Source organism: Stenotrophomonas forensis (assembly GCF_028752115.1).
Classification (GTDB): Bacteria; Pseudomonadota; Gammaproteobacteria; order Xanthomonadales; family Xanthomonadaceae; genus Stenotrophomonas; species Stenotrophomonas forensis.
On the sequence record NZ_CP082270.1, the window covers coordinates 2,386,541 to 2,406,968 of the forward strand.

The 20,428-nt window shown below is 66.1% G+C and carries 19 protein-coding genes; 8 read left to right on the forward strand and 11 right to left on the reverse strand.

Annotation, left to right across the window (positions count from 1 at the left end; translation table 11 throughout):
* Positions 1-136 precede the first annotated feature (136 nt).
* Genes hflD through K5L94_RS11250 form a run of 4 tightly spaced genes read right to left on the reverse strand, consistent with a single transcriptional unit; the run spans position 137 to position 2,823 of the window.
* Positions 137-751, reverse strand: a complete 615-nt coding sequence (gene hflD, locus K5L94_RS11235) for a high frequency lysogenization protein HflD (protein ID WP_008267693.1) — start codon at positions 749-751, stop codon at positions 137-139.
* Positions 748-1,890 (reverse strand): tRNA 2-thiouridine(34) synthase MnmA, encoded by a 1,143-nt coding sequence (gene mnmA, locus K5L94_RS11240; RefSeq protein ID WP_274512603.1) that lies wholly within the window; start codon positions 1,888-1,890, stop codon positions 748-750. Before mnmA ends, hflD begins: the two co-directional genes overlap by 4 nt.
* Positions 1,887-2,348: an NUDIX hydrolase gene (locus K5L94_RS11245; RefSeq protein WP_274512604.1), complete on the reverse strand. Its 462-nt coding sequence runs from the start codon at positions 2,346-2,348 to the stop codon at positions 1,887-1,889. Before K5L94_RS11245 ends, mnmA begins: the two co-directional genes overlap by 4 nt.
* A gap of 1 nt (position 2,349) precedes the next feature.
* Positions 2,350-2,823 carry a hypothetical protein gene (locus K5L94_RS11250; RefSeq protein ID WP_040007777.1) on the reverse strand — a complete coding sequence of 158 codons (474 nt, stop codon included), beginning with the start codon at positions 2,821-2,823 and terminating at the stop codon, positions 2,350-2,352.
* Between the two features lie 112 nt (positions 2,824-2,935).
* Between K5L94_RS11250 and clpS the strand changes: the two genes are divergently transcribed.
* Entirely contained in the window at positions 2,936-3,262 is a 327-nt protein-coding gene (clpS, locus tag K5L94_RS11255) for an ATP-dependent Clp protease adapter ClpS (RefSeq protein WP_006444529.1), read from the forward strand.
* A 249-nt stretch (positions 3,263-3,511) separates the two neighbouring features.
* Here clpS and K5L94_RS11260 read toward each other — a convergent pair whose 3' ends face one another.
* Positions 3,512-4,324, reverse strand: coding sequence for an APH(6) family putative aminoglycoside O-phosphotransferase (locus K5L94_RS11260; protein WP_180878307.1), 813 nt, complete (start codon positions 4,322-4,324; stop codon positions 3,512-3,514).
* Between the two features lie 138 nt (positions 4,325-4,462).
* Here K5L94_RS11260 and clpA point away from each other — a divergent pair, with 138 nt between their 5' ends.
* The gene (clpA, locus tag K5L94_RS11265) at positions 4,463-6,748 is read left to right on the forward strand and encodes an ATP-dependent Clp protease ATP-binding subunit ClpA (protein ID WP_053449694.1); all 2,286 of its coding nucleotides are present in this window, start codon (positions 4,463-4,465) and stop codon (positions 6,746-6,748) included.
* Positions 6,749-6,820: 72 nt separating this feature from the next.
* On the opposite strand, the gene K5L94_RS11270 is transcribed toward clpA, so the two are convergent.
* The 3 genes from K5L94_RS11270 to aat form a co-directional block, all read right to left on the reverse strand.
* The gene (locus K5L94_RS11270) at positions 6,821-7,201 is read right to left on the reverse strand and encodes a hypothetical protein (protein WP_053449695.1); all 381 of its coding nucleotides are present in this window, start codon (positions 7,199-7,201) and stop codon (positions 6,821-6,823) included.
* Between the two features lie 204 nt (positions 7,202-7,405).
* The gene (infA, locus tag K5L94_RS11275; protein ID WP_005409596.1) at positions 7,406-7,624 is read right to left on the reverse strand and encodes a translation initiation factor IF-1; all 219 of its coding nucleotides are present in this window, start codon (positions 7,622-7,624) and stop codon (positions 7,406-7,408) included.
* Between the two features lie 86 nt (positions 7,625-7,710).
* Positions 7,711-8,451 carry a leucyl/phenylalanyl-tRNA--protein transferase gene (gene aat / locus K5L94_RS11280; protein ID WP_053449696.1) on the reverse strand — a complete coding sequence of 247 codons (741 nt, stop codon included), beginning with the start codon at positions 8,449-8,451 and terminating at the stop codon, positions 7,711-7,713.
* 73 nt (positions 8,452-8,524) lie between these two features.
* Between aat and K5L94_RS11285 the strand changes: the two genes are divergently transcribed.
* Positions 8,525-9,793 carry a hypothetical protein gene (locus tag K5L94_RS11285; RefSeq protein WP_053449697.1) on the forward strand — a complete coding sequence of 423 codons (1,269 nt, stop codon included), beginning with the start codon at positions 8,525-8,527 and terminating at the stop codon, positions 9,791-9,793.
* 155 nt (positions 9,794-9,948) lie between these two features.
* On the opposite strand, the gene K5L94_RS11290 is transcribed toward K5L94_RS11285, so the two are convergent.
* Entirely contained in the window at positions 9,949-11,082 is a 1,134-nt protein-coding gene (locus K5L94_RS11290) for a GNAT family N-acetyltransferase (RefSeq protein ID WP_053449698.1), read from the reverse strand.
* Between the two features lie 174 nt (positions 11,083-11,256).
* Here K5L94_RS11290 and K5L94_RS11295 point away from each other — a divergent pair, with 174 nt between their 5' ends.
* Both K5L94_RS11295 and K5L94_RS11300 read left to right on the forward strand, forming a co-directional pair.
* Positions 11,257-11,697 (forward strand): hypothetical protein, encoded by a 441-nt coding sequence (locus K5L94_RS11295; protein ID WP_053449699.1) that lies wholly within the window; start codon positions 11,257-11,259, stop codon positions 11,695-11,697.
* Between the two features lie 232 nt (positions 11,698-11,929).
* Positions 11,930-12,559, forward strand: a complete 630-nt coding sequence (locus K5L94_RS11300; RefSeq protein ID WP_274512605.1) for a hypothetical protein — start codon at positions 11,930-11,932, stop codon at positions 12,557-12,559.
* Positions 12,560-12,660: 101 nt separating this feature from the next.
* Here the strand turns inward: K5L94_RS11300 and trxB are convergent, their stop codons facing one another.
* A complete protein-coding gene (gene trxB / locus K5L94_RS11305; protein ID WP_274512606.1) occupies positions 12,661-13,632 on the reverse strand; it encodes a thioredoxin-disulfide reductase in 972 nt (323 codons plus the stop codon).
* A gap of 233 nt (positions 13,633-13,865) precedes the next feature.
* On the opposite strand from trxB, the gene K5L94_RS11310 reads away from it, so the two are divergent.
* The 3 genes from K5L94_RS11310 (at position 13,866) to lolA (ending at position 18,959) form a co-directional block, all read left to right on the forward strand.
* Entirely contained in the window at positions 13,866-16,226 is a 2,361-nt protein-coding gene (locus K5L94_RS11310) for a DNA translocase FtsK (protein WP_008267405.1), read from the forward strand.
* Between the two features lie 39 nt (positions 16,227-16,265).
* A complete protein-coding gene (locus tag K5L94_RS11315) occupies positions 16,266-18,209 on the forward strand; it encodes a DUF3857 domain-containing protein (protein ID WP_274512607.1) in 1,944 nt (647 codons plus the stop codon).
* Between the two features lie 111 nt (positions 18,210-18,320).
* On the forward strand, positions 18,321-18,959 hold the full coding sequence (gene lolA, locus K5L94_RS11320; RefSeq protein ID WP_008266887.1) for an outer membrane lipoprotein periplasmic chaperone LolA: 639 nt from the start codon (positions 18,321-18,323) through the stop codon (positions 18,957-18,959).
* Positions 18,960-19,114: 155 nt separating this feature from the next.
* Here lolA and K5L94_RS11325 read toward each other — a convergent pair whose 3' ends face one another.
* Positions 19,115-20,284, reverse strand: coding sequence for a hypothetical protein (locus K5L94_RS11325; protein WP_274512608.1), 1,170 nt, complete (start codon positions 20,282-20,284; stop codon positions 19,115-19,117).
* Positions 20,285-20,428: the final 144 nt, after the last annotated feature.

Genomic DNA, 20,428 nt, shown 5'->3' on the forward strand with positions numbered 1-20,428 from the left:
ATGTATCGGCCGTACCCCCTTTCTCTTTAACGTCGATGTGCCTTGAAGTGCATTCTGAATGCGCCGGTTTTCCGGCGCCTGGCGCGTCGTTGCGTTGCGCGCTCGCCGGGCGATGCCCGGCGAATGTGGGTGAAGGTCAGGCCAGCTGACGGTCCACGGCCTCGATCATCGCCTTGCGGCTGAACAGGAAGTCCCAGTAGCTGCCGCCCAGCTGCCGCCACAGCACCGCCGAGCGTACCGCGGCCAGCAGCAGGGCGCGGATTTCGGCGACCACGCCGGCCTGGCCCAGGTAGTGAGGGTTGCCCTGCACCATCACCCGCGGTTTCAGGTGGCTGATGGTGTCGGCATACAGGCCGCCCAGGTTGGCCAGCACGTCCGGGTGGCCGCTGTCGCCCAGTTCGGTGGCCTGGCGCTGGGCGCGCTCGATGCCCGAGGCAACCTTGTTCACGGTCGCCCCGTCCTGCACGAAGCGCCGCTCCAGCTGCAGCACCGACAGCGCCAGCTTGGGCAGGATCGGGTCCTGGCCCTGGCTGCGGAAGTAGTTGTGCAGCAGGCGCAGGCCCGCCTTCAGCGCGTCGCGGTCACCGAACACCTCCTGCGGCGAGGACGCGTCGACGCGGAACACGCTGTCCACGGCGGTGCGCACGGCGGCGGCGTCGGAATGGCCGGTATCGGCGATGCGGCGTACCTGCTGCAGGGCCTGCGCAATGCCGGCCAGGGCCAGGACGCGGTCGTCGACGGTGAAACTCATGCAGCGATTACCTCAAAAGGAGAAGGGGTGGTGCGCAGGCGCTGTTCCAGCGGTGCGTTGGTGGCGGCGATCACCGCGCCACCCAGGCACACATCACCGTCATACAGCACCAGCGACTGGCCGGGGGTGACGGCGCGTTGCGGGCGGGCGAAGCTGACCAGCACGCTGCCATCGTCCAGCACTTCGACCGTACACGGCTCGTCGGGCTGGCGGTAGCGGGTCTGTGCGGTGCATTCGAAGCGCCGCGCCGGCGGCGAGCCGGCAATCCAGTGCGCGGTCTCCGAGCGCAGGCGGTCAGACAGCATCCATCGGCTGTCGCGGTCCTGGTCCACGTACAGCACGTTGCTGGCCACGTCCTTGCCGACCACGTACCACGGCGCGGCCGGACGGCCGCGTACGCCGCCGATGTTCAGGCCTTCGCGCTGGCCCAGGGTGAAATAGAACACGCCCGGGTGTTCGGCGATCACGCTGCCGTCGGCCGGGTCGAGGATCTGGCCTGGCTTGGCCGGCAGGTAACGGCCGAGGAACTCGCGGAAGTCGCGCTCACCGATGAAGCAGATGCCGGTGGAGTCCTTCTTGGCGTGGGTCGGCAGGCCGACGTCGCGCGCGATCCGGCGCAGGTCGCTCTTTTCAAGATCGCCGATCGGGAACAGCGTGGCCGCCAGCTGCTGCTGGCCGAGCTGGTGCAGGAAGTAGCTCTGGTCCTTGGAGCGGTCGGCGCCACGGAGCAGCAGCCACTGGCCGCCGCGCTGGGTCACCCGCGCGTAGTGGCCGGTGGCGATGCGCTCGGCACCCAGTTCGCGGGCCGCGTCCAGGAAGTGCTTGAACTTCACTTCGCGGTTGCACAGCACGTCCGGGTTCGGGGTGCGGCCGGCGGCGTACTCGGCCAGGAAGTGCTCGAACACGCCCTGCCAGTACTCGCTGGAGAAATCGCGGAAGTGGAACGGAATGCCGAGCAGGCCGCAGACCGCCACCGCATCGCGGCGGTCATCTTCGGCGCGGCAGTCGCCGCTGCCGTCGTCGGCCCAGTTCTGCATGAACAGGCCGGCTACGGCTTCGCCCTGTTGTACCAGGCGCCAGGCGGCGACCGAGGAATCGACGCCACCGGAGACGCCCACCATCACCCGCGGAGTGCTCATGCGACCTCCCTGACCAGCGAAAGGGGATGGCGCTGGCCACCCAGGAAATCAGCCACCACCTGCCAGACCAGCGGGCTGCGCAGGCGTTCGCCAGCGGACTGCAGCTCGGCCGGGGTCAGCCACAGCGCGCGGTCGATGCCGATGTCCAGCGGCTGCGCCGGGTCATGCGAGAGCGGGTGTGCCGCATAGCAGAAGCGCAGGAAGGCGGTGCCGTCGCCGGCGGTCCACTGGTAGCAGCCGATGAAATGGGTCAGCTGTACCGTCCAGCCGGTTTCCTCGCGGGTCTCGCGCAGGGCCGCCTCGGCCAGGCTTTCGCCCGGCTCGAGGTGGCCGGCGGGCTGGTTCAGCACCTGCCGGCCCTCGATGGTCTCTTCGACCAGCAGCACGCGGCCGCCGTCGACCACGACGGTGGCGACGGTGGCGTGCGGTGCCCAGCGCGGGTCCGGCGTGGCGTTCACCTCAGAATTCGTCCTTCTTGGTCAGTTCCAGCTCCATCGCATCGGCAGTGCGGATGGCCGCATCGATCGCGTCGCTGAGCTGGTCGGCGCTGGCATCGGCGTCGATCTTCACCACGAACATGGCGGTGGTGTCCTGCTTCACCCAGCCGCCCATCTTGGCATCCTGCGAATCCTCCAGCAGGCGGTTGGCCACGGCCACCGGGAACTGCTTGGTCTTGGCGATGTAGGCCGGCGACCAGATCTCGCGGATGTTGTGGGTACCGAAATCTTCCACCGACGAACGCACATAGACCATCTGCGTGCGGTCACCCTCGACGTCGAATACCATGCGGTAATCGCCGTCCTCGTCCACCTCATAGGTGTAACCCAGCTTGTCCAGGTGGCGGGCCACGGCCTTGTCGGCCTCGGTCGCGGCGGCGGCAGAGCCGGCGGCGGCCAGGCCGATCAGCAGGGCAGGCAGAAGGGTCCTTTTCATGAAGATCCTGTGAAGCAGATTTGAAAGAAGCTGCAATTGTGACGGTGGGCGTCCGTGCCGTCCAATCCGCGGCAGGCCGACGCAGGCCGGGCGCAACCTCTATAATGGGTGGATGCCCCATGAGTCTTCCCCCGATTCCCATCACGAGCACGGCGTTGCCGTGGAGCCCGCGCGCCCGGAAGTGGCGCCGCCGCCGTTCTACCAGGTGATGCTGCTCAACGACGACTACACCCCGATGGATTTCGTGGTGGACGTGCTGCAGCAGTTCTTCAGCATGGACCTGGACAAGGCCACGCAGGTGATGCTGCACGTGCATACCCGTGGCCGCGGCGTGTGCGGGGTGTTCACCCGCGAAGTGGCCGAGACCAAGGTCGCCCAGGTCAACGAGTACTCGCGGATGAACCAGCATCCGTTGCTGTGCACGATGGAAAAGGCCTGACCGGCTACTGATTCTCGTCCGGGCACATTGATTCCGGACCCGTTGTGCCCACCAAGGTGGGCACCTACCAGGTGCAGGCCTGTATCGATCCCGGACGGGGCGTGCCCACCAAGGTGGGCACCTGCCAGGGCGCAGGCCTGTTTCGATCCCGGACGGGGCGTGCCCACCAAGGTGGGCACCTGCCAGGGCACGGGCCTGTATCGATCCCGGATGGGGGGGGCACCAGGGTGGGCACCTGCCAAGCGCGGTTCACCCTTCCGCCAGTGCCTCCAGCGCCATCCGCGCCACTGCCTCGTCGACGTCCGCGGGGTCGCCGTCATCGCGGAACCATACCGCCGACAGCCCCATGCTGGCTGCGATCCAGCGCAGCAGGCGCGCCCGTTCCAGGCCGGCCAGCGTGCTCACCTGTTCCAGCCGGACGGCAAACCGCTCCGGGCGCGTGGCCACATGGATACCCGGGCCGCACAGGTCCGGGTTGCTGAACAGCGTCGTGTAATCAAAGGCCCGGTCGCCCAGCAGCCGCTTCGGGTCGATCGCCAGCCAGCCGCGCGGGCCGAAATCCAGCACGTTGTCGTGGTGCAGGTCACCGTGCAGGGGCCGGATCTCCTGTTCGTCCTGCAGCAGCTCCTCCGCCATTGACCTGCACTGTTCCAATAATGGCGGTAGCGCAGCCCTTGGCTGCAGCAGGTCGGCGAACCATGTACGCAGGCAGACCAGTTCCGCTGGCGGCGCGCTCCGTGGCCGGTGCAGCTGCTGCAGGACCTGGCACAGGATCGTGGTGCAGGCGTCATCGTTGCCGTCGATCGAGCGTTGCCGCAGCGAGTCGCCGCATGCGCGTTCGATCAGGATCGCCGGCCCCTCGTGGGCCAGCAGGCGGGCGGCGCCGTCACCGTCCCACCAGCGCAGCAGGCGATGGCTGTTCTGCTCCTCGGTTTCGCTGCTGACCTTCAGCATCGCCGGCTCGCCGGCGGCGGTCAGCACCGGCCAGAGCTGGGCATGGGGCGTCTTGATGGATGCGCCATCACGCCGCAATCGCCAGCGGCTCAGGTAGGGTTCGCTCATGCTGGGCGGGCTGTCCTGGAGTGAATGAAGATCAAGCAATGTCTACTGCTAACGCCATCTGAACGCAGCAATCCGCTAGGGTGATGGAAAACGCGTAGTCAGGCCGCATATTGTCCCCATCTGCCGCCGGAGTAATCCATGTTCAGCAAAGACCTCGAACACACCATCGGCCAGTGCTACAAGCGCGCCCGTGAGGCCCGGCATGAGTTCATGACGGTCGAACACCTGCTGTTGGCACTGCTCGACAACCCGTCCGCCCAGGCCGTTCTGAAGGCCTGTGGGGCCGACGCCGAACGCCTGCGTCAGGAGCTGGAGCAGGCCATCGAGGCCTCTGTGTCGCGCCTGGCCGAAGATGACGGCCGCGACACCCAGCCGACCCTGGGCTTCCAGCGCGTGCTGCAGCGGGCCGTGTACCACGTGCAGTCCTCGGGCAAGAAGGAGGTCACCGGCGCCAACGTGCTGGTCGCCATCTTCGGCGAGAAGGACTCCCACGCTGTCTATTACCTCAACCAGCAGGATGTCACCCGGCTGGACGTGGTCAATTACCTGTCCCACGGCATCGCCAAGCTGGGTGAGGAGGGTGAGCAGCCGTCCTCGTCCTCCGAGGGCGAGGGCCGCATCGAGGGCGGGGAGGGTGAGCCGAAGGGCGACGCCCTGACCGAATTCGCCAGCAACCTCAACGAACAGGCCCGGGCCGGTCGCATCGACCCGCTGGTCGGCCGTGCCGACGAGATCGAGCGCACCATCCAGGTGCTGTGCCGCCGCCGCAAGAACAATCCGCTGTACGTGGGTGAGGCCGGCGTGGGCAAGACCGCGATTGCCGAGGGCCTGGCCCGCCGCATCGTCGAGGGCTCGGTGCCCGACGTGCTGGCTGATGCCGTGATCTACTCGCTCGACCTGGGCGCACTGGTGGCCGGCACCAAGTACCGGGGTGACTTCGAAAAGCGCCTGAAGAGCGTGCTGACCGCGTTGAAGAAGGTACCCAATGCGGTGCTGTTCATCGACGAGATCCACACCATCATCGGTGCCGGTTCGGCGTCGGGTGGCACCATGGATGCGTCCAACCTGATCAAGCCGGCGCTGGCCTCCGGTGAGCTGCGCTGCATCGGCTCGACCACCTTCCAGGAGTACCGTGGCATCTTCGAGAAGGATCGGGCGCTGGCCCGCCGCTTCCAGAAGATCGATATCGTCGAGCCGACCGTCGGCGAGACCTACGAGATCCTGCAGGGGCTGAAGTCCAAGTACGAACTGCACCACGGCGTGACCTATTCCGACGAGGCATTGCAGGCGGCGGTGGACCTGTCGGTGAAGCACATCGGCGACCGCCTGCTGCCGGACAAGGCCATCGACGTGATCGACGAGGCCGGCGCCCGCCAGCGCCTGCTGCCGGAAGGCCAGCGCAAGGAGCTGATCGACGTCGAGGAAGTCGAGGCGATCGTCGCCAAGATGGCGCGCATCCCGACCAAGCAGGTCAGTGCCACCGACAAGGATGTGCTGCAGCACCTGGAGCGCAACCTGAAGATGGTGATCTTCGGTCAGGATCCGGCCATCGAGACGCTGTCTTCGGCGATCAAGCTGGCCCGCTCGGGCCTGGGCAACCCGGAAAAGCCGATCGGCAACTTCCTGTTCGCCGGCCCGACCGGTGTCGGCAAGACCGAGGTGACCAAGCAGCTGGCGCTGCAGCTGGGCATCGAGCTGGTCCGCTTCGACATGTCCGAGTACATGGAGCCGCATTCGATCAGCCGCCTGATCGGTGCGCCCCCGGGCTACGTCGGCTTCGACCAGGGTGGCCTGCTGACCGAAAAGATCGTCAAGACGCCGCACTGCGTGCTGCTGCTGGACGAAATCGAGAAGGCGCACCCGGACATCTTCAACATCCTGCTGCAGGTGATGGACCGCGGCGTGCTGACCGATACCAACGGTCGCGAGGCCAACTTCAAGAACGTGGTGCTGGTGATGACCACCAATGCCGGCGCGGCGCAGGCCTCGCGGCGTTCTATCGGTTTCACCAAGCAGGACCATGCCACCGACGCGATGGAGACCATTCGCCGCGCCTTCACCCCGGAATTCCGCAACCGCCTCGACGCGGTAGTGCAGTTCCAGGCACTGGGCTTCGAGCACATCCTGCGCGTGGTCGACAAGTTCCTGATCGAGCTGGAGATGTTGCTGCAGGACAAGCACGTCAGCCTGTCGGCTACCCCGACCGCGCGCGACTGGCTGGCCCACCACGGCTTCGACCCGCTGATGGGTGCCCGTCCGATGGCCCGCGTGATCCAGGACAAGATCAAGCGTCCGCTGGCCGACGAACTGCTGTTCGGCAAGCTGGTGAACGGTGGCAAGGTCAGCATCGACGTCCGCGACGACGAGCTGGTGGTCGAAACCCAGGCCGAACCGGAGCGTCTGTTGCCGGTGACGGTGGAGTAAAGCCGGCGCCGGGCGCAACCCGGCAACAAGCAGGGGCAAGGGCGGCTTCGGCCGCCCTTGTCGTGCCTGCGGTCAGCGGCTGCGACGGCGCACTTCGCGCTTGAACTGCCCGGCATCGATCGGTTCGATGCGCGACACGTCGCAGGTGGCATTGCCGGTGTCGAGCTGGCTGCGGCCTTCACCGCACAACTGATCCGCCTCCTTCCTGCCGTCGGTCCTGAAGCCGAGGCGGGTGGCCAGCACGGCCGAAGGACAGCTGCTGCGGAAGTGCACGATGTAGTGGTCGTCGCCGGTGCGCAGCAACACGTTCTTGTCTGCGCCGGCGCGCACGATCTGCTGCTCGCCGGCCAGCGGTACGCATTGGGCGGGGGTGGTGTCGGCGGCCTGGGCGGTCGGCGCCAGCAGGCCGGTCACGGCCAGGGCGAGGGCGGTGAGCAGGGAGGGCATCTTCATGGCGGTGCGAGGGGGGTAGCGATCCGGACTGGACCGGATTGCAGATTGCCGTCGTCGTTGCAGATGCGAATCTGCCGCAAGCGGGGCTGACCGACGTCACGGTGAGTTCGGTCACGATGACCTTCGGCAGGGCCGGATTGCAGGCATGACAAAAGGCCAGCAACCAGGGCTGGCCTTGTCGGAGTGGCGCCAGGCGCCGACCGCTTACTTCATGCGGTAGGTGATACGACCCTTGGTCAGGTCGTAGGGGGTCATTTCAACCTTGACCCGGTCACCGGTAAGGATGCGGATGTAGTTCTTGCGCATGCGGCCGGAGATGTGGGCAATGATTTCGTGCCCATTTTCCAGACGAACGCGGAAAGTGGTGTTCGGCAGCGTCTCGCTGACGGTGCCCTCGAACTCGATGGAATCGTCTTTCGACATGTAGTCCTGTGCGGTTCAGAAAACGGCCACGCTGGGCCTAAGGCGCAGTATTTTACGCGTGACCGGGCCAGCTTGCAAAGTTTGTGTTAACCCCCGGCCAAATCCCGTGCCGGCAGCCGTCCGACCGCCCTGGTCCACGGGCCTTCGCGCCCGTTGCCGCGCACGGCCTGTCGCACATGCGCCAGGAATTCGGCGCGCGGCAGGTGCTCGGCCCCCATCCGCAGCAGATGCGGATTCTCCACCTGCGCATCGATCAGCGCCCAGCCCCAGCGGCGCAGGGTGGCCGCCAGCGCCGCCAGTGCGATCTTGGAGCCGCCGCTGGCGCCGCTGAACATGCTCTCGCCGAAGAACATCGACCCGATCGCCACCCCGTAGATACCCCCGACCAGGGTCTGCCGGTCCCAGACCTCGAAGGAGTGGGCGAAACCGAGATCATGCAGCTGGCTGTACGCCTCGATCATCGCCGGGCTGATCCAGGTGCCATCCTGGCCAGGGCGGGGCGCGGCGGCACAGGCCTGCATCACCCGGCTGAAGGCCGTGTCGGCGGTGACTTCCCACGTGCTGCCGCGCAGCTGGCGACGGAAGCGGCTGGACAGGTGCACACCCTCGGTGCGGAACACCATGCGCGGGTCCGGCGACCACCACAGGATCGGCTCGCCCTCGCTGAACCATGGAAAGACGCCGCCGGCATAGGCGTTCAGCAGTCGCACCGGGTGCAGGTCGCCGCCTACCGCGAGCAGGCCATCGGGCTGGCGCAGCGCGGTCTCGGCCGGCGGGAAGGGGGCGTCCGGCGCATCGGCCAGGCGCCAGGGGAGCGGGCGGGTCATGCAGGCAATTGTATTCGCGGTAGGCATGCGCGATGTCTGGCACCATCACCTTCCCGCGGCAAGGAGCCTATGCATGAGCGACCCGATCAGCGCCGTTCTCGATGTGCACGACAGCCCGCGCGCACGCAACGACAGCCTGGGCATGCTGCTGTCGCTGGCTGCTGAGCAGCCGCGCCAGCTGGGCGAGCTGATGCTGCAGGCCCTGGCGCGGCGCTCGCCGGGCTCGGCCTTCCTCGACATGGCACTGGACCTGATGCCGGATGAGGTGGTGCCCGCGGTTGCCACCGATGCCTGGCGGCGCTATCGCGACGGCGAGCGCGGCGAACTGCTGGCCAGCGTGATCGAGTTTGCCAGCTACCAGGCACCGAAGGTGCTGCAGGACGATTGGGATGCGCTGCTGGCCGTGGCCATCGAAGATGAGCTTCAACTGGCCTCGCAGCTGTGGCGGGCGCTGCCGCCTGCGGTGGCTGCGGGCTGGGCGCAGGTCCTGGCCGAGGCCGATGATGATCGCGAAATGCCGCGGGCGCGGGCGCTGTTGTTGGCCGCGCAGCCCGCGACCTATGCCGCCGCGCGCGGCTATCTGGCCGGCTGGGGGCAGCTGGACGCCGAGGCCTGGGCACATTGGGCCGGCGTTGCCGACGGGCCGCATCCGCGGCGCCTGCATGGAGAGCGGCCGCTGCACATCCGTTTCGGCGGTGCGCAGCATCGCGCCCAGCTGGCCGACGAGCCGGGCTGGCGCAAGCGCATCTGGCGCCTGCACCCCACCTGGAGCGGCGGGCAGGTTCATCACGCCGGTCATATGGGTGGGCGGCTGGAGGCGCTGTGCGGGAGCTGCCATGCACCACTGCAGCGCCTGCTGCAGACCGACGCCGCCGTGCTGCAGCCGGACGCGGAAGGGGAGATCACACTGGGCGTCTGCCTGGACTGCTGTGGCTGGGAGGAGCCGCCGGTGCGCTTCTATCGCCATGATGGCGCAGGCCGGCCCAGCTGCCATCCCCGCCAGTACCGCGACGTGCCGAGCACGCCTACCGACAGTGGCGATCTGATGCCGGCCGATGTCGGCCTGGCGTCCCTGGACAGCGCGCGCTGGCGGCAGCAGGACTGGGGCCAGTCCAATCATCGGCAGAATCTCTCGCGCGTGGGTGGCCCGCCCAGCTGGGTGCAGAGCGCCTGGTACCCGGCGTGCATCGATTGTGGCCAGGACATGCCGTTCGTGATGCAGCTGGATTCGACATTGCCGACCACGGGTGAGAGCACGCTGCTGTGGGGCAGCGGTGGCATGCTCTACACGTTCTGGTGCGCGAAGTGCCGGGTGAGCGGGCACTTCTGGCAGTGCACCTGAGCGCAGCATTCCCGCCAGCGCTTTGGCGGGTGGCAACCGTAGGCCTATTGATCTGGTAGGTGCCAACCTTGGTTGGCGCGCTTTTCGGCATCGCCCAAGTCGAGCAAGCTCGACTCTACGGATGCGTGCGGCTGTCGCTATTGCTCTGGTGGGTGTCAACCTTGGTTGGCACGCTCGCGGAACGGCCCATGCCCCTGCAGTTCCTGCTGGTAACGCCGCACATCGCGACGCTCCTGCCGGCACCAGTCCTGCAGCGCTTCTGCGAACTCCGCATCGGCCACCCAGTGCCGGCTGCGCACCCGCGTCGGCAGGAAGCCGCGCGCCAGCTTGTGCTCGCCCTGCGCGCCCGGCTCGAAGCGCGCCAGCCCTTCGCGCAGGCAGTACTCGATGCCTTGGTAGTAGCACGCCTCAAAATGCAGGCCGGGCAGGGCGGCGCCACCCCAGTAGCGGCCATAGAGCGTGTCACCCCCGCGCAGGCACAGTGCGCCGGCAATCGGTTCGCCGTCCTGCTCGGCCAAGAACAACACCAGCCCGCGCCCCAGCGATATCGCCAGATGGCGCAGGAATGCCTCGGTCAGTGCCGGCGCGTTGCCGTATTCGAGGAAGGTCTGCAGGTAGAAGCGGTACATCGACTGCAGATCGGCGCGGCTGGCCTCGTCGCCGTGCACCACGCGGAAGGTGATGCCCTGGCGGGCGACCTTTGCGCGCTCCTGGCGGATGTTCTTGCGGTGCTTGTGGTCCATCGCGCCGAGGAACTGCTCGAACGTGGCCCAGTCGCCCGGGTTCTGCCACTGGAACTGCACATCCTCGCGCAGCAGCCAGTCATCGCCGAACAGGGCTTCGTCGCTGGCGCTGTGGAAGTTGACGTGGGCCGAAGACACATTCAGCAACGGCAGCTGCGCGCACAGTGCCGCCAGCAGTGTGGCCCGGTCTGAATCGTGACGGGCCAGCAACCGCGGGCCGGTGACCGGCGAATACGGCACCGCACCCAGCCACTTCGGGTAGTAGTCGCGACCATGCCGGGCATAGGCGTTGGCCCATGCGTGGTCGAACACGAATTCGCCGTGCGAGTTGGTCTTCAGGTAACCGGGAATGGCGCCCATCAGGACGTCGCCGTCCCATAGCGTGAAGTGCTGCGGCTGCCAGCCCCAGTCCTCGCGCAGGCAGCCGTGTTCTTCCAGTCCGGACAGGAACGCGTGGCTGACGAAGGGGTTGTGGCCATCGTGCAGGGCGTCCCAATCGGTGGCGCGAATGGCCTGCAGGGAGTCGAGGAAGCGGGTGGAGGGCATGAGGGGAAAGGATAGGCCAGATGGGGGCCGATTGCCCTAGACGGCTTTGAAGGCGATGAGAAAAACACGGAATCACAGCAAAGGAGACCCTGTGCAGCGCCATTTGGTTTCACATACGGATAGTAATAGGGGCGACCGTTGGGTCGTCCAGCCATTACCGAATAGGAGAGCAACATGATTGCAACCGCGTTGACCGCAATGCTTGCGTTGACAGGCCAGGTCGAGGCCGAGCAGCCTGCGTTCCGGCGAGGTCCTGTTGATTCGGATTCCGCAATGAATGCCATCGTCACTCGCGCAAGCCAGGACGCGCTTGATGCCTACCGTCTACAGAATCATGGGGAAAGTCCGTTGGAAGCCGTTGCTGTGTACGACGTAGCGACCGGGCTGATCCGAATCGATCTAAGGGGAGGGGAGTTGCCTGGGGAGGGCGGCGCAGAATTGGAAGACCTGCAAGGATTCATTTCGAATGGTGCTCTTGAAGCCGCCAGACCCATTGTCCCAGCTACAGGAACGAAGTTCTTCTACAACGGCAGAGATTTCGATGAGCAGTATCCGGATGACTCCGCAGGCAACGGTGGCCAGGAATCCCCGCCGGCAAGGTTGGCTGGCATATGAGAATGGAGGGGTATGAGGCGTTCGCGATGGCATGACCTTCGCGAGCGCCCTGAGTCGAGCATGGCTCGACGCTACAACGGTGAGGGGCGGTCGGTGGGCACGGCACAGATTTGGGCGTTGTCCTATTTCGAGGTAGCCGGTGCGTTCCTAGCATCGCTGGTGGAAAGACTGCTTTCCGTCCGCCGACGCCCGCACAGGGGCCGGTCGGCCCCTCTACCTATTGGAGTACTACATGATCCGAACGTTCGACCCGTTGTCGTGCGCGCTGGCTGCTGTCGTCGCGTTTTCCGCACTCACTGCCGCAGCGCCGGCCACTGCCGCCCAGGCGGGTACCACGCCGCAGCTCTGCGAGGCCAGCGGCAACACCGCGCTGTGGCGCATCAGCCAGGGGTACCAGTTCAAGGGCGTCGGCCAGCCGATGACCGGTTGGCAGAAGCCAGGCAACTCGCTGGCCGCCTTCCGTGACTGCAAGCCGATGGTGGTCTCCCTGCGCGGCGATCTGCTGGCCCAGGAGCACCCGGTCGGCAAGATCGACGGCTACACCACCTTCAGCACGTCGCACTCGGGCATTGGCGTGCAGTACCGCATCCACGACAGCGTTGGCACCGCCCACGACATCAAGGGCAATGGCGAGTCGTTCGTGATCGCGATCGAGTCCAGCTACTACAGGAAGTGGAGCCACCAGGAGTCGTACTCGAACACCATTTCGATGGACGTCGAGTACCGCTACATCGCACTGGCCGACCATCTGCCGACGGTGGTGGCGTTGGAAGATCAGCCGCTGTTCGTGTACTCGACTGATGGCGGCCCGGCGGGCGAGGGTGTGCTCACCGCAAAGGTGGAGTACCTGGCGGCCGAGTAAGGGTTCAACTCTGCCTTCCGCAACAGAAAAGGCCGGCGCTGTGGCGCCGGCCTTTTGCATGGGTCGAGCCTGGCCCGACGCCGCAGAACCCGGTCAGCGTTTCAGCTGGCCTTGCCCTGTGCGTCCAGGTAGCGCTCGGCATCCAGTGCGGCCATGCAGCCGAAGCCGGCCGAAGTGATTGCCTGGCGGTAGTGCTGGTCGGCCACGTCGCCGGCCGAGAACACGCCTTCCACCGAGGTCTGGGTGGCGTTGCCGCCCAGGCCCGAACGGATTTCCAGGTAGCCGTTGTTCATCGCCAGCTGGCCGTCGAACAGGGTGGTGTTCGGGTGGTGGCCGATGGCCACGAAGAAGCCGTGGGCGTCGATGTCGCGGGTGCTGCCGTCCAGGGTGGACTTCACGCGCACGCCGGTCACGCCGGCATCGTTGCCCAGCACTTCCTCCACCTGGTGGTGCCAGACGGTCTCGATCTTGCCCTCGGCCACCTTCTTGAACAGCTTGTCCTGCATGATCTTTTCCGCCTTCAGGGTGTCGCGGCGGTGGACCAGGTAGACCTTGCGGGCGATGTTGGACAGGTACAGCGCCTCTTCCACGGCGGTATTGCCGCCACCGACCACGACCACGTCCTGGTCGCGGTAGAAGAAACCGTCACAGGTGGCGCAGGCGGACACGCCGCGGCCCTTGAATTCGTCCTCGGTCGGGATGCCCAGGTACTTGGCGGTGGCGCCGGTGGCGATGATCAGGGCATCGCAGGTGTACTCGTGGCTGTCGCCGAGCAGCTTGAACGGGCGCTGCGACACGTCGGCGGTGTGGATGTGGTCGAAGATGACCTCGGTCTCGAAGCGCTCGGCGTGGGCCTGCATGCGCGCCATCAGGTCCGGGCCCATCAGGCCGTGGGCGTCACCCGGCCAGTTGTCCACCTCGGTGGTGGTCATCAGCTGGCCGCCCTGCTGCAGGCCGGTGATGACGACCGGCTTCAGGTTGGCGCGGGCGGCGTAGACGGCGGCGGTCCAGCCGGCCGGGCCGGAACCGAGGATGACGAGGCGCTGGTGGCGGGAGGGCAGGCTGGTGCTCATGTAGACTCGCGAAAAGGTAGATGGGACAAGGCGCTGGCGATGTTTGCGCAGCATCCGTGGCTGGTCATAGAGTGGCGGCTGGGGCAGGGCGATTCAAGCCGATGAACAGAACGCCGTCATCCAGCGGTAGTTGCGGCGCCCCGGATGCCCCGTGAAACGTCGCATAACTGAAAACTGACGCCGTCTCATTTATTATCAATCACTAACAGCGCATTCCAAAGGTATGGTCTAAGGTGGCGAAGCAGGTCCCCGAACGCTCCAAGTCCGACGACAGCAAGGCGTCACGTCGCACGGCCGCGGCGGCGACGACCGACAATCCACGCCGCCAACGCCTCTGGCGCGACCTTGGCCTGATCGCCATCGCGCCGGCCCTGCTGTACCTGGCGGCCAGTCTGTTCACCTATTCAGCCACCGACCCGGGCTGGTCGCATACCGGCAGCGTGGTCGCGCCGGTACACAACCTGGGCGGTCGCGCCGGGGCCTGGATCGCCGACGTGCTGCTGCAGCTGTTCGGCTACGTCGCCTTCCTCCTGCCGGTGGTGCTGGGCGCCCTGGCGTGGATCGCCATGTTCGGCCTCAAGCGCGAGAGCAAGGGCGAGAACGACCTGGACCCGGCGCTGCGCCTGGTCGGCCTGGTCGGCTTCCTGATCGCCGGCACCGGCTTCCTGCATGTGCGCCTGTTCAGTGGCGACGTGTCCAGCGCCGGCGGCATCCTCGGCAAGCTGGTCGGCAATTCGCTCACGGTGGGCTTCGGTGCGCTGGGTGCGAACCTGTTCGTGCTGGTGCTGCTGCTGGCCTCGATCACCCTGGCCACCGGGCTGTCCTGGTTCACGGTGATGGAGAAGATCGGACGCGGCGTGATGTCGCTGGCACCGTTGCTGGCGCGCAAGAAGGAAGAGGTCACCGAGTGGCAGCAGACCCGGGTGATGCGCGAGGAGCGTCAGGAAGTGCGCAAGGCCGATGCCGAGGTGCGCGCCAAGCGCGAGCCGGTGAAGATCGAGCCGCGCCCCGAGCCGGTGATCGAGAAGAGCGACCGGGCCAAGCGCGACACGCAGATCCCGATGTTCCGTGGCGTCAATGGCGATGGCTCGGACCTGCCGCCGCTGGCCCTGCTGGACGATCCCAAGCCGCAGCCGGTGGGCTATGACAAGGAAACCCTGGACGCGCTGTCGCGGCAGATCGAGTTCAAGCTGAAGGATTTCCGCATCGACGCCCAGGTGGTCGGTGCCAATCCCGGCCCGGTCATCACCCGCTTCGAGATCGAGCCTGCGCCGGGCATCAAGGTCAGCCAGATCAGTTCGCTGGACAAGGACATCGCGCGCGGCCTGTCGGTGAAATCGGTGCGCGTGGTCGACGTGATTCCGGGCAAGTCGGTGATCGGCCTGGAAATCCCCAACGTCACCCGCGAGATGATCTACCTGTCCGAACTGCTGCGCTCCAAGGAATACGACAAGTCGGCCAGCGTGCTGACCCTGGCGTTGGGCAAGGACATCGCCGGGCGTTCGACCGTGGCTGACCTGGCGCGCATGCCGCACCTGCTGGTGGCCGGTACCACCGGTTCGGGCAAGTCGGTGGCGGTCAACGCGATGGTGCTGAGCCTGCTGTTCAAGGCCTCGCCGAAAGACCTGCGGATGCTGATGATCGACCCCAAGATGCTCGAACTGAGCGTCTACCAGGGCATCCCGCACCTGCTGGCGCCGGTGGTCACCGACATGAAGGAGGCCGCCAACGGCCTGCGCTGGTGCGTGGCCGAGATGGAGCGCCGCTACAAGCTGATGAGCGCGGTGGGCGTGCGCAACCTGGCCGGCTTCAACAAGAAGGTGAAGGAAGCGCAGGACGCTGGCCAGCCGCTGATGGACCCGCTGTTCAAGCCGAACCCGGAACTGGGCGAGGCGCCGCGCCCGCTGGAGACGCTGCCGTTCATCGTCATCTTCATCGATGAATTCGCCGACATGATGATGATCGTCGGCAAGAAGGTGGAAGAGCTGATCGCGCGCCTGGCGCAGAAGGCGCGTGCGGCCGGCATCCACCTGATCCTGGCCACGCAGCGCCCGTCGGTGGACGTGATCACCGGCCTGATCAAGGCCAACATCCCGACCCGCATCGCCTTCCAGGTCAGCTCCAAGATCGACTCGCGCACCATCCTCGACCAGTCCGGTGCGGAAACCCTGCTGGGCCACGGCGACATGCTTTACCTGCCGCCAGGCACCGCCATGCCCGAGCGCGTACACGGCGCGTTCGTCTCCGACGAGGAAGTGCATCGCGTGGTCGAACACCTCAAGGCGATGGGCCCGGCCGACTATGTCGACGGCGTGCTGGACGAAGTGCAGACGATGGGTGACGGCGTAGTCGTCGGCGCCACCGGCCTGCCCGAGAACAGCTCTGCCGGCGATGAGTCCGACCCGTTGTATGACGAAGCGCTGCGGGTGGTCACCGAGACCCGCCGTGCCTCGATTTCCGGTGTGCAGCGCCGACTGAAGATCGGCTACAACCGTGCAGCGCGACTGATCGAGGCCATGGAAGCGGCCGGCGTGGTCAGCCCGCCCGAGCACAACGGCGACCGCACGGTGCTGGCACCGCCGCCGCCGAAGTAAGACCCGACGTATCCCCCACGACGTCCAAGGAACCGACGCATGCTTCACCCCGTACCCAGCGCGCTGGCACTGGCGCTGGCAGCCTTCCTGGCTGCCGGCCCGGCACTGGCAGACACCGCCACCTCCGCGCCCGCTACGGCGCCGCCTTCCACCAGCGGCGACACCGAAGCCAGCAACAATTTCAGCATTGTCCGTTACCGCGCCGACTACCAGGTGCGGCCCGATGCGGGCAATGTGCAGACCGAAACCTACGAAGTCCTGCTCAAGACCAAGGCCTCCGTCGAGCAGTTCAGCCAGGTGCGGCTGAGCTACAGCGAGAAGATGGAGACGCTGGAAGTGCTCGGCGCCTACACCATCACCGCCGACGGCCAGCGCCGCGACGTGCCGGCCGACCGCATCTACACCCAGGAAAGCTACTCCAGCGCCTCGGCGGCGATGTACGCCGACCGCAAGGTGCGGGTGATCGTGTTCCCGAACCTGGCCCCCGGCACCCGGCTGTACTACCAGGTGCGCCGGACCCAGACCACCCCGTATTTCCCGGGCTATTTCGGCCTGTGGGAAACCTTCAATGTGTTCACCGAATACGAGGACGCCGAGGTCACCCTCAGTGCGCCGACCAACCTGCCGATGTTCGTGGACAGTCGCGGCGTGCAGGGCAGTGATCGCCCGACGGTGAAGAACGGCCAGGCGCAGTGGCGCTGGCGCTACCAGCGTCGCGAGGCGATGCCGGCGCAGAACTGGTCGGCGGCAGGCTGGGAGTTCGGCCCGAACATCATGGCCAGCACCTATCGTGACTGGTCGCAGATGGGCCGCGCTTATCAGCTCAAGGCTGGCCCGGCGGCGCAGGTCACCCCGGAGCTGCAGGCACTGGCCGACCAGGTGACCGCCGGCATCAGCGACCGCCGCGAGCAGGCCGATGCGCTGTACCGCTGGGTGGCGCAGAACATCCGCTATGTGGCGGTGTACCTGGGCAACGGTGGCCTGGAGCCGAACAGCGCGCAGAGCATCCTCGACAACCACTATGGCGACTGCAAGGACCACGTAACGATCCTGGAGGCATTGCTGGCGGCCAAGGGCATCGCCAGTTCGCCGGTGCTGATCGGAGCGGGCGGTGGCCCGACCCTGCCGAAGATTCCGGTACTGGGCCGCTTCAACCACGCCATCACCTACATTCCCGAGTTTGATCTGTACCTGGATTCGACCACTGCGTGGGCGCGCTTCGGCCAGCTGCCCGAGGGCGACCTCGGTGCACCGGTGATGCGTACCCGCGACGCCACGCTGGCACGCACGCCGGCCAACACGCCGCAGCGCAATGCCACGTCCATGGAAGTGCGCTTCACCTTCGATGCCAATGGCAACCTGCGTGGCGAAACGATTCCGAAGCTGGGCGAGAACGCCGAAATCGGCATGCGTGCGCAGTTCGCCCAGCTCAACGCGCAGAACCGTGCGCGCGCTGAAGAGCAGATCATGGCCGCGTCCGGCTTCGATGGGCGAGGGCAGCTGCAGATCCAGGGCGTGCCGGTCGACCTGACCCGGCCATTCGGCTATCGCATGGCGTTCCAGGCCGAGGACTACGCCGATTTCAGCGTGGCCGGCGGCATGGCCGTGCCGGACCCGCCGGGTGGCGAATCGGTGCGCGGGCTGTACGCCACCGCATCGGCGCCGGCCAACGAGACCCCGTTCTACTGCAACGCCAGCCTGCGCGAGGAAACCTATCGCCTGCAGTTCCCGGCCAATGCACCGATCATCGCCATCCCGGCCAGCCAGCGTTTCAGCAACGCCGCTGGCGAGTACCGGGTGGACTGGAGCCGTGACGGCCAGGACGTGGTCGTGCGGCACCGCCTGCAGCAGAAGGCGGTGCGTGGCCCGGAGGCGCTGTGCCAGCCGCAGGATTACACCGCGTTCCGCGCGCTGTACCGCGAGGTACGCCGTGGCTTCCGCGGGCAGGTGCTGTACGGCAAGCTGCCGGCGGCAGGCGGCTGAATCGCCGATGGACGTTCAGGGCGGCATAATGTCGCCCTGATCGCCCATTCATCTTTGCCCGGGCACACTGGCTACCACCTTTCCTGGCGCATGCGCCCACAGGATTCCTGCATGAACTTCCGCTTCCGTCGTTTCCTTGCCACCACCACCCTGGCCGTCGCCTGCGCAGCAGCCGGCAGCGCCTGGGCCGGTGCCCGCGATGACCTGAAGAGCTTCACCAGTGGCCTGAAGGGCCTGGATGGCCAGTTCAGCCAGCAGGTGTTCGACAGCCGCGGCAAGGTGAAGGAATCGACCAGTGGCCGTGTGGCGCTGTCGGCGCCGCGCCTGTTCCGCTGGGAGTACGTGCGCCCGCACGAACAGCTGATCGTGGCCGACGGCAAGAAGGTCTGGATGTACGAGCCGGACCTGGAACAGGCCACCGTGCGCGAACAGGGCAAGGAAGAGCAGAACAGCCCGCTGACCGCACTGATCAACCCGGCGCTGCTGGAGCAGCAGTATGACGTCAGCGAAGAGGCCGCACAGCGCGACGGCCTGCAGTGGCTGTCGCTGTCGCCGAAGCGCGAGACCGAAGCCAGCTTCCAGTACGCCGCGCTGGGCTTCAACGCCCAGGGCCTGGCGAAGATGGAGATCACCGACGCCGTCGGCCAGCGCACCGTGATCAGCTTTACTGGCTGGAAGCGCAACCCGGGCTTCGCCGCTGGCACCTTCAGCTTTACCCCGCCGAAGGGCACCGACGTCATCGGTAACTGATCGGGGGCGCCGGGCATGGCCCGGCGCTACCTGCTCTGGTGGGTGCCAACCGTTGGTTGGCACGCTTTTGATCTGCCGGCCAGCGGCCGGCACTACCGATCATGGCCCGGCCGCCGTGGCGCGTGCCAACCTTGGTTGGCACGCTCTCGGTCGGCTCATCCGTTGTCCGGATGAACGATCACCCGCCACGCGGTGCCATCAAATCGAATCAGATCCCAGGGCGTCAGCACCCACAACACGCCATCGACGGAACTTATGTCGTTAATTGCAGCATCCATCAGTTCTTCAGGAATGCCCGCCTTCAGGCGTTCAACCACTCCAGAGTTGGGGTTGTAGAGATAGAGTCCATTCTCTGAGCCGATGTAGATGGCTTGCCCGTACATGCAAGCGCAGTAGAACGGGACTTCGGGGCTGATCTGATGCCGGATCGGCGTGAAACCCGTATTGATCTGCCCCATCAAGATTGTTGCCTCGGTACCGACCAGGAACAGTTCGCCCGAATCCGTTCTGGATGCATGCAGCAGTTCGGCGGAGGTGATCGGCTCCGGAATATTCCAGGTGGCCCCATCCCAGTGCGCAATCAGGCCGTCAGAACCGATCGCATAAAGATCGGTAAGGCCGGTTCCGCAGAGGTCATTCACGCTGGCCAGATCCAACTCAGCGAGTAGCTGCTTGACCACTTGATTCTTGCCGATTTGCGCCAGATCGGCGCGTGATTCTTCAAATCTTCGCCGAAGCTCTGCGTCGCGCTCTGCAGGGTCAGCGGGTAGTGGTGGCACACCGTCCAGTTCGAACAGATGGCCAACGCAGGCAAGCCAGTTGTCGAAATCAATCGACTCAAGATCGTCCTTGAGACTCCCGCGTTCGGGTGCGGGGAAGTGGGTGGGAAGCTGCTTCCAGCCAGTCTCGCTACGGTGATAGATCATCCCGTGCACGCCACAGCAGAACAGATCCTTGCCCAGTTGCCGAACTCGGGTCAGGCCCCCGCAGAAGTGATCACCTTCAGGTGGAATGAGCTCGCATTTCGTGCCTGATCGAGCGAGGTCTTCAAGGTGGCCGTAGAAGTCCAGGGCCAGTACACGGCGCTCCCGCCCGTCCTGTTGTTCAGGGATGAAGATGGCGGACTCGACCTGCCAGTCGGACAGGTCGTGATAGAACCATTTCTCATCCGTTTGATGTTGATAGAAGAACATCCGGGAGGGCGGGCCGGGATCAGGGTCATAGCATTCGTGCCCCGGGCCAATCCTTGCAGCCAGGTAGTAGATGTCCGCGTCGACGGCGCAGCCGGCAACGAACTCAAGGGCATTGGACTCGGGATCGCGCACGGGTGAGTCCTGAATGGTTGAGCTTCAAATTCTCGGTTACTGATGAGGATGCATGGGTCCCGCGAAAGCATGCTCCATGTGAATCAGCGGCTTACCGATGTATTGGTGGCACCCGCGCCGGCCCATTTCCGACAGATTGCGGGG

Excerpts from the sequence above, each read along its gene's own strand:
- trxB (WP_274512606.1), bottom strand. The coding sequence starts at position 13,632 with ATGAGCACCAGCCTGCCCTCCCGCCACCAGCGCCTCGTCATCCTCGGT.
- K5L94_RS11315 (WP_274512607.1), top strand. The coding sequence starts at position 16,266 with ATGCTTCACCCCGTACCCAGCGCGCTGGCACTGGCGCTGGCAGCCTTC.
- clpA (WP_053449694.1), top strand. The coding sequence starts at position 4,463 with ATGTTCAGCAAAGACCTCGAACACACCATCGGCCAGTGCTACAAGCGC.
- K5L94_RS11270 (WP_053449695.1), bottom strand. The coding sequence starts at position 7,201 with ATGAAGATGCCCTCCCTGCTCACCGCCCTCGCCCTGGCCGTGACCGGC.
- infA (WP_005409596.1), bottom strand. The coding sequence starts at position 7,624 with ATGTCGAAAGACGATTCCATCGAGTTCGAGGGCACCGTCAGCGAGACG.
- hflD (WP_008267693.1), bottom strand. The coding sequence starts at position 751 with ATGAGTTTCACCGTCGACGACCGCGTCCTGGCCCTGGCCGGCATTGCG.
- K5L94_RS11250 (WP_040007777.1), bottom strand. The coding sequence starts at position 2,823 with ATGAAAAGGACCCTTCTGCCTGCCCTGCTGATCGGCCTGGCCGCCGCC.
- aat (WP_053449696.1), bottom strand. The coding sequence starts at position 8,451 with ATGACCCGCCCGCTCCCCTGGCGCCTGGCCGATGCGCCGGACGCCCCC.
- K5L94_RS11290 (WP_053449698.1), bottom strand. The coding sequence starts at position 11,082 with ATGCCCTCCACCCGCTTCCTCGACTCCCTGCAGGCCATTCGCGCCACC.
- K5L94_RS11285 (WP_053449697.1), top strand. The coding sequence starts at position 8,525 with ATGAGCGACCCGATCAGCGCCGTTCTCGATGTGCACGACAGCCCGCGC.
- K5L94_RS11295 (WP_053449699.1), top strand. The coding sequence starts at position 11,257 with ATGATTGCAACCGCGTTGACCGCAATGCTTGCGTTGACAGGCCAGGTC.
- mnmA (WP_274512603.1), bottom strand. The coding sequence starts at position 1,890 with ATGAGCACTCCGCGGGTGATGGTGGGCGTCTCCGGTGGCGTCGATTCC.
- clpS (WP_006444529.1), top strand. The coding sequence starts at position 2,936 with ATGCCCCATGAGTCTTCCCCCGATTCCCATCACGAGCACGGCGTTGCC.
- K5L94_RS11260 (WP_180878307.1), bottom strand. The coding sequence starts at position 4,324 with ATGAGCGAACCCTACCTGAGCCGCTGGCGATTGCGGCGTGATGGCGCA.
- lolA (WP_008266887.1), top strand. The coding sequence starts at position 18,321 with ATGAACTTCCGCTTCCGTCGTTTCCTTGCCACCACCACCCTGGCCGTC.
- K5L94_RS11300 (WP_274512605.1), top strand. The coding sequence starts at position 11,930 with ATGATCCGAACGTTCGACCCGTTGTCGTGCGCGCTGGCTGCTGTCGTC.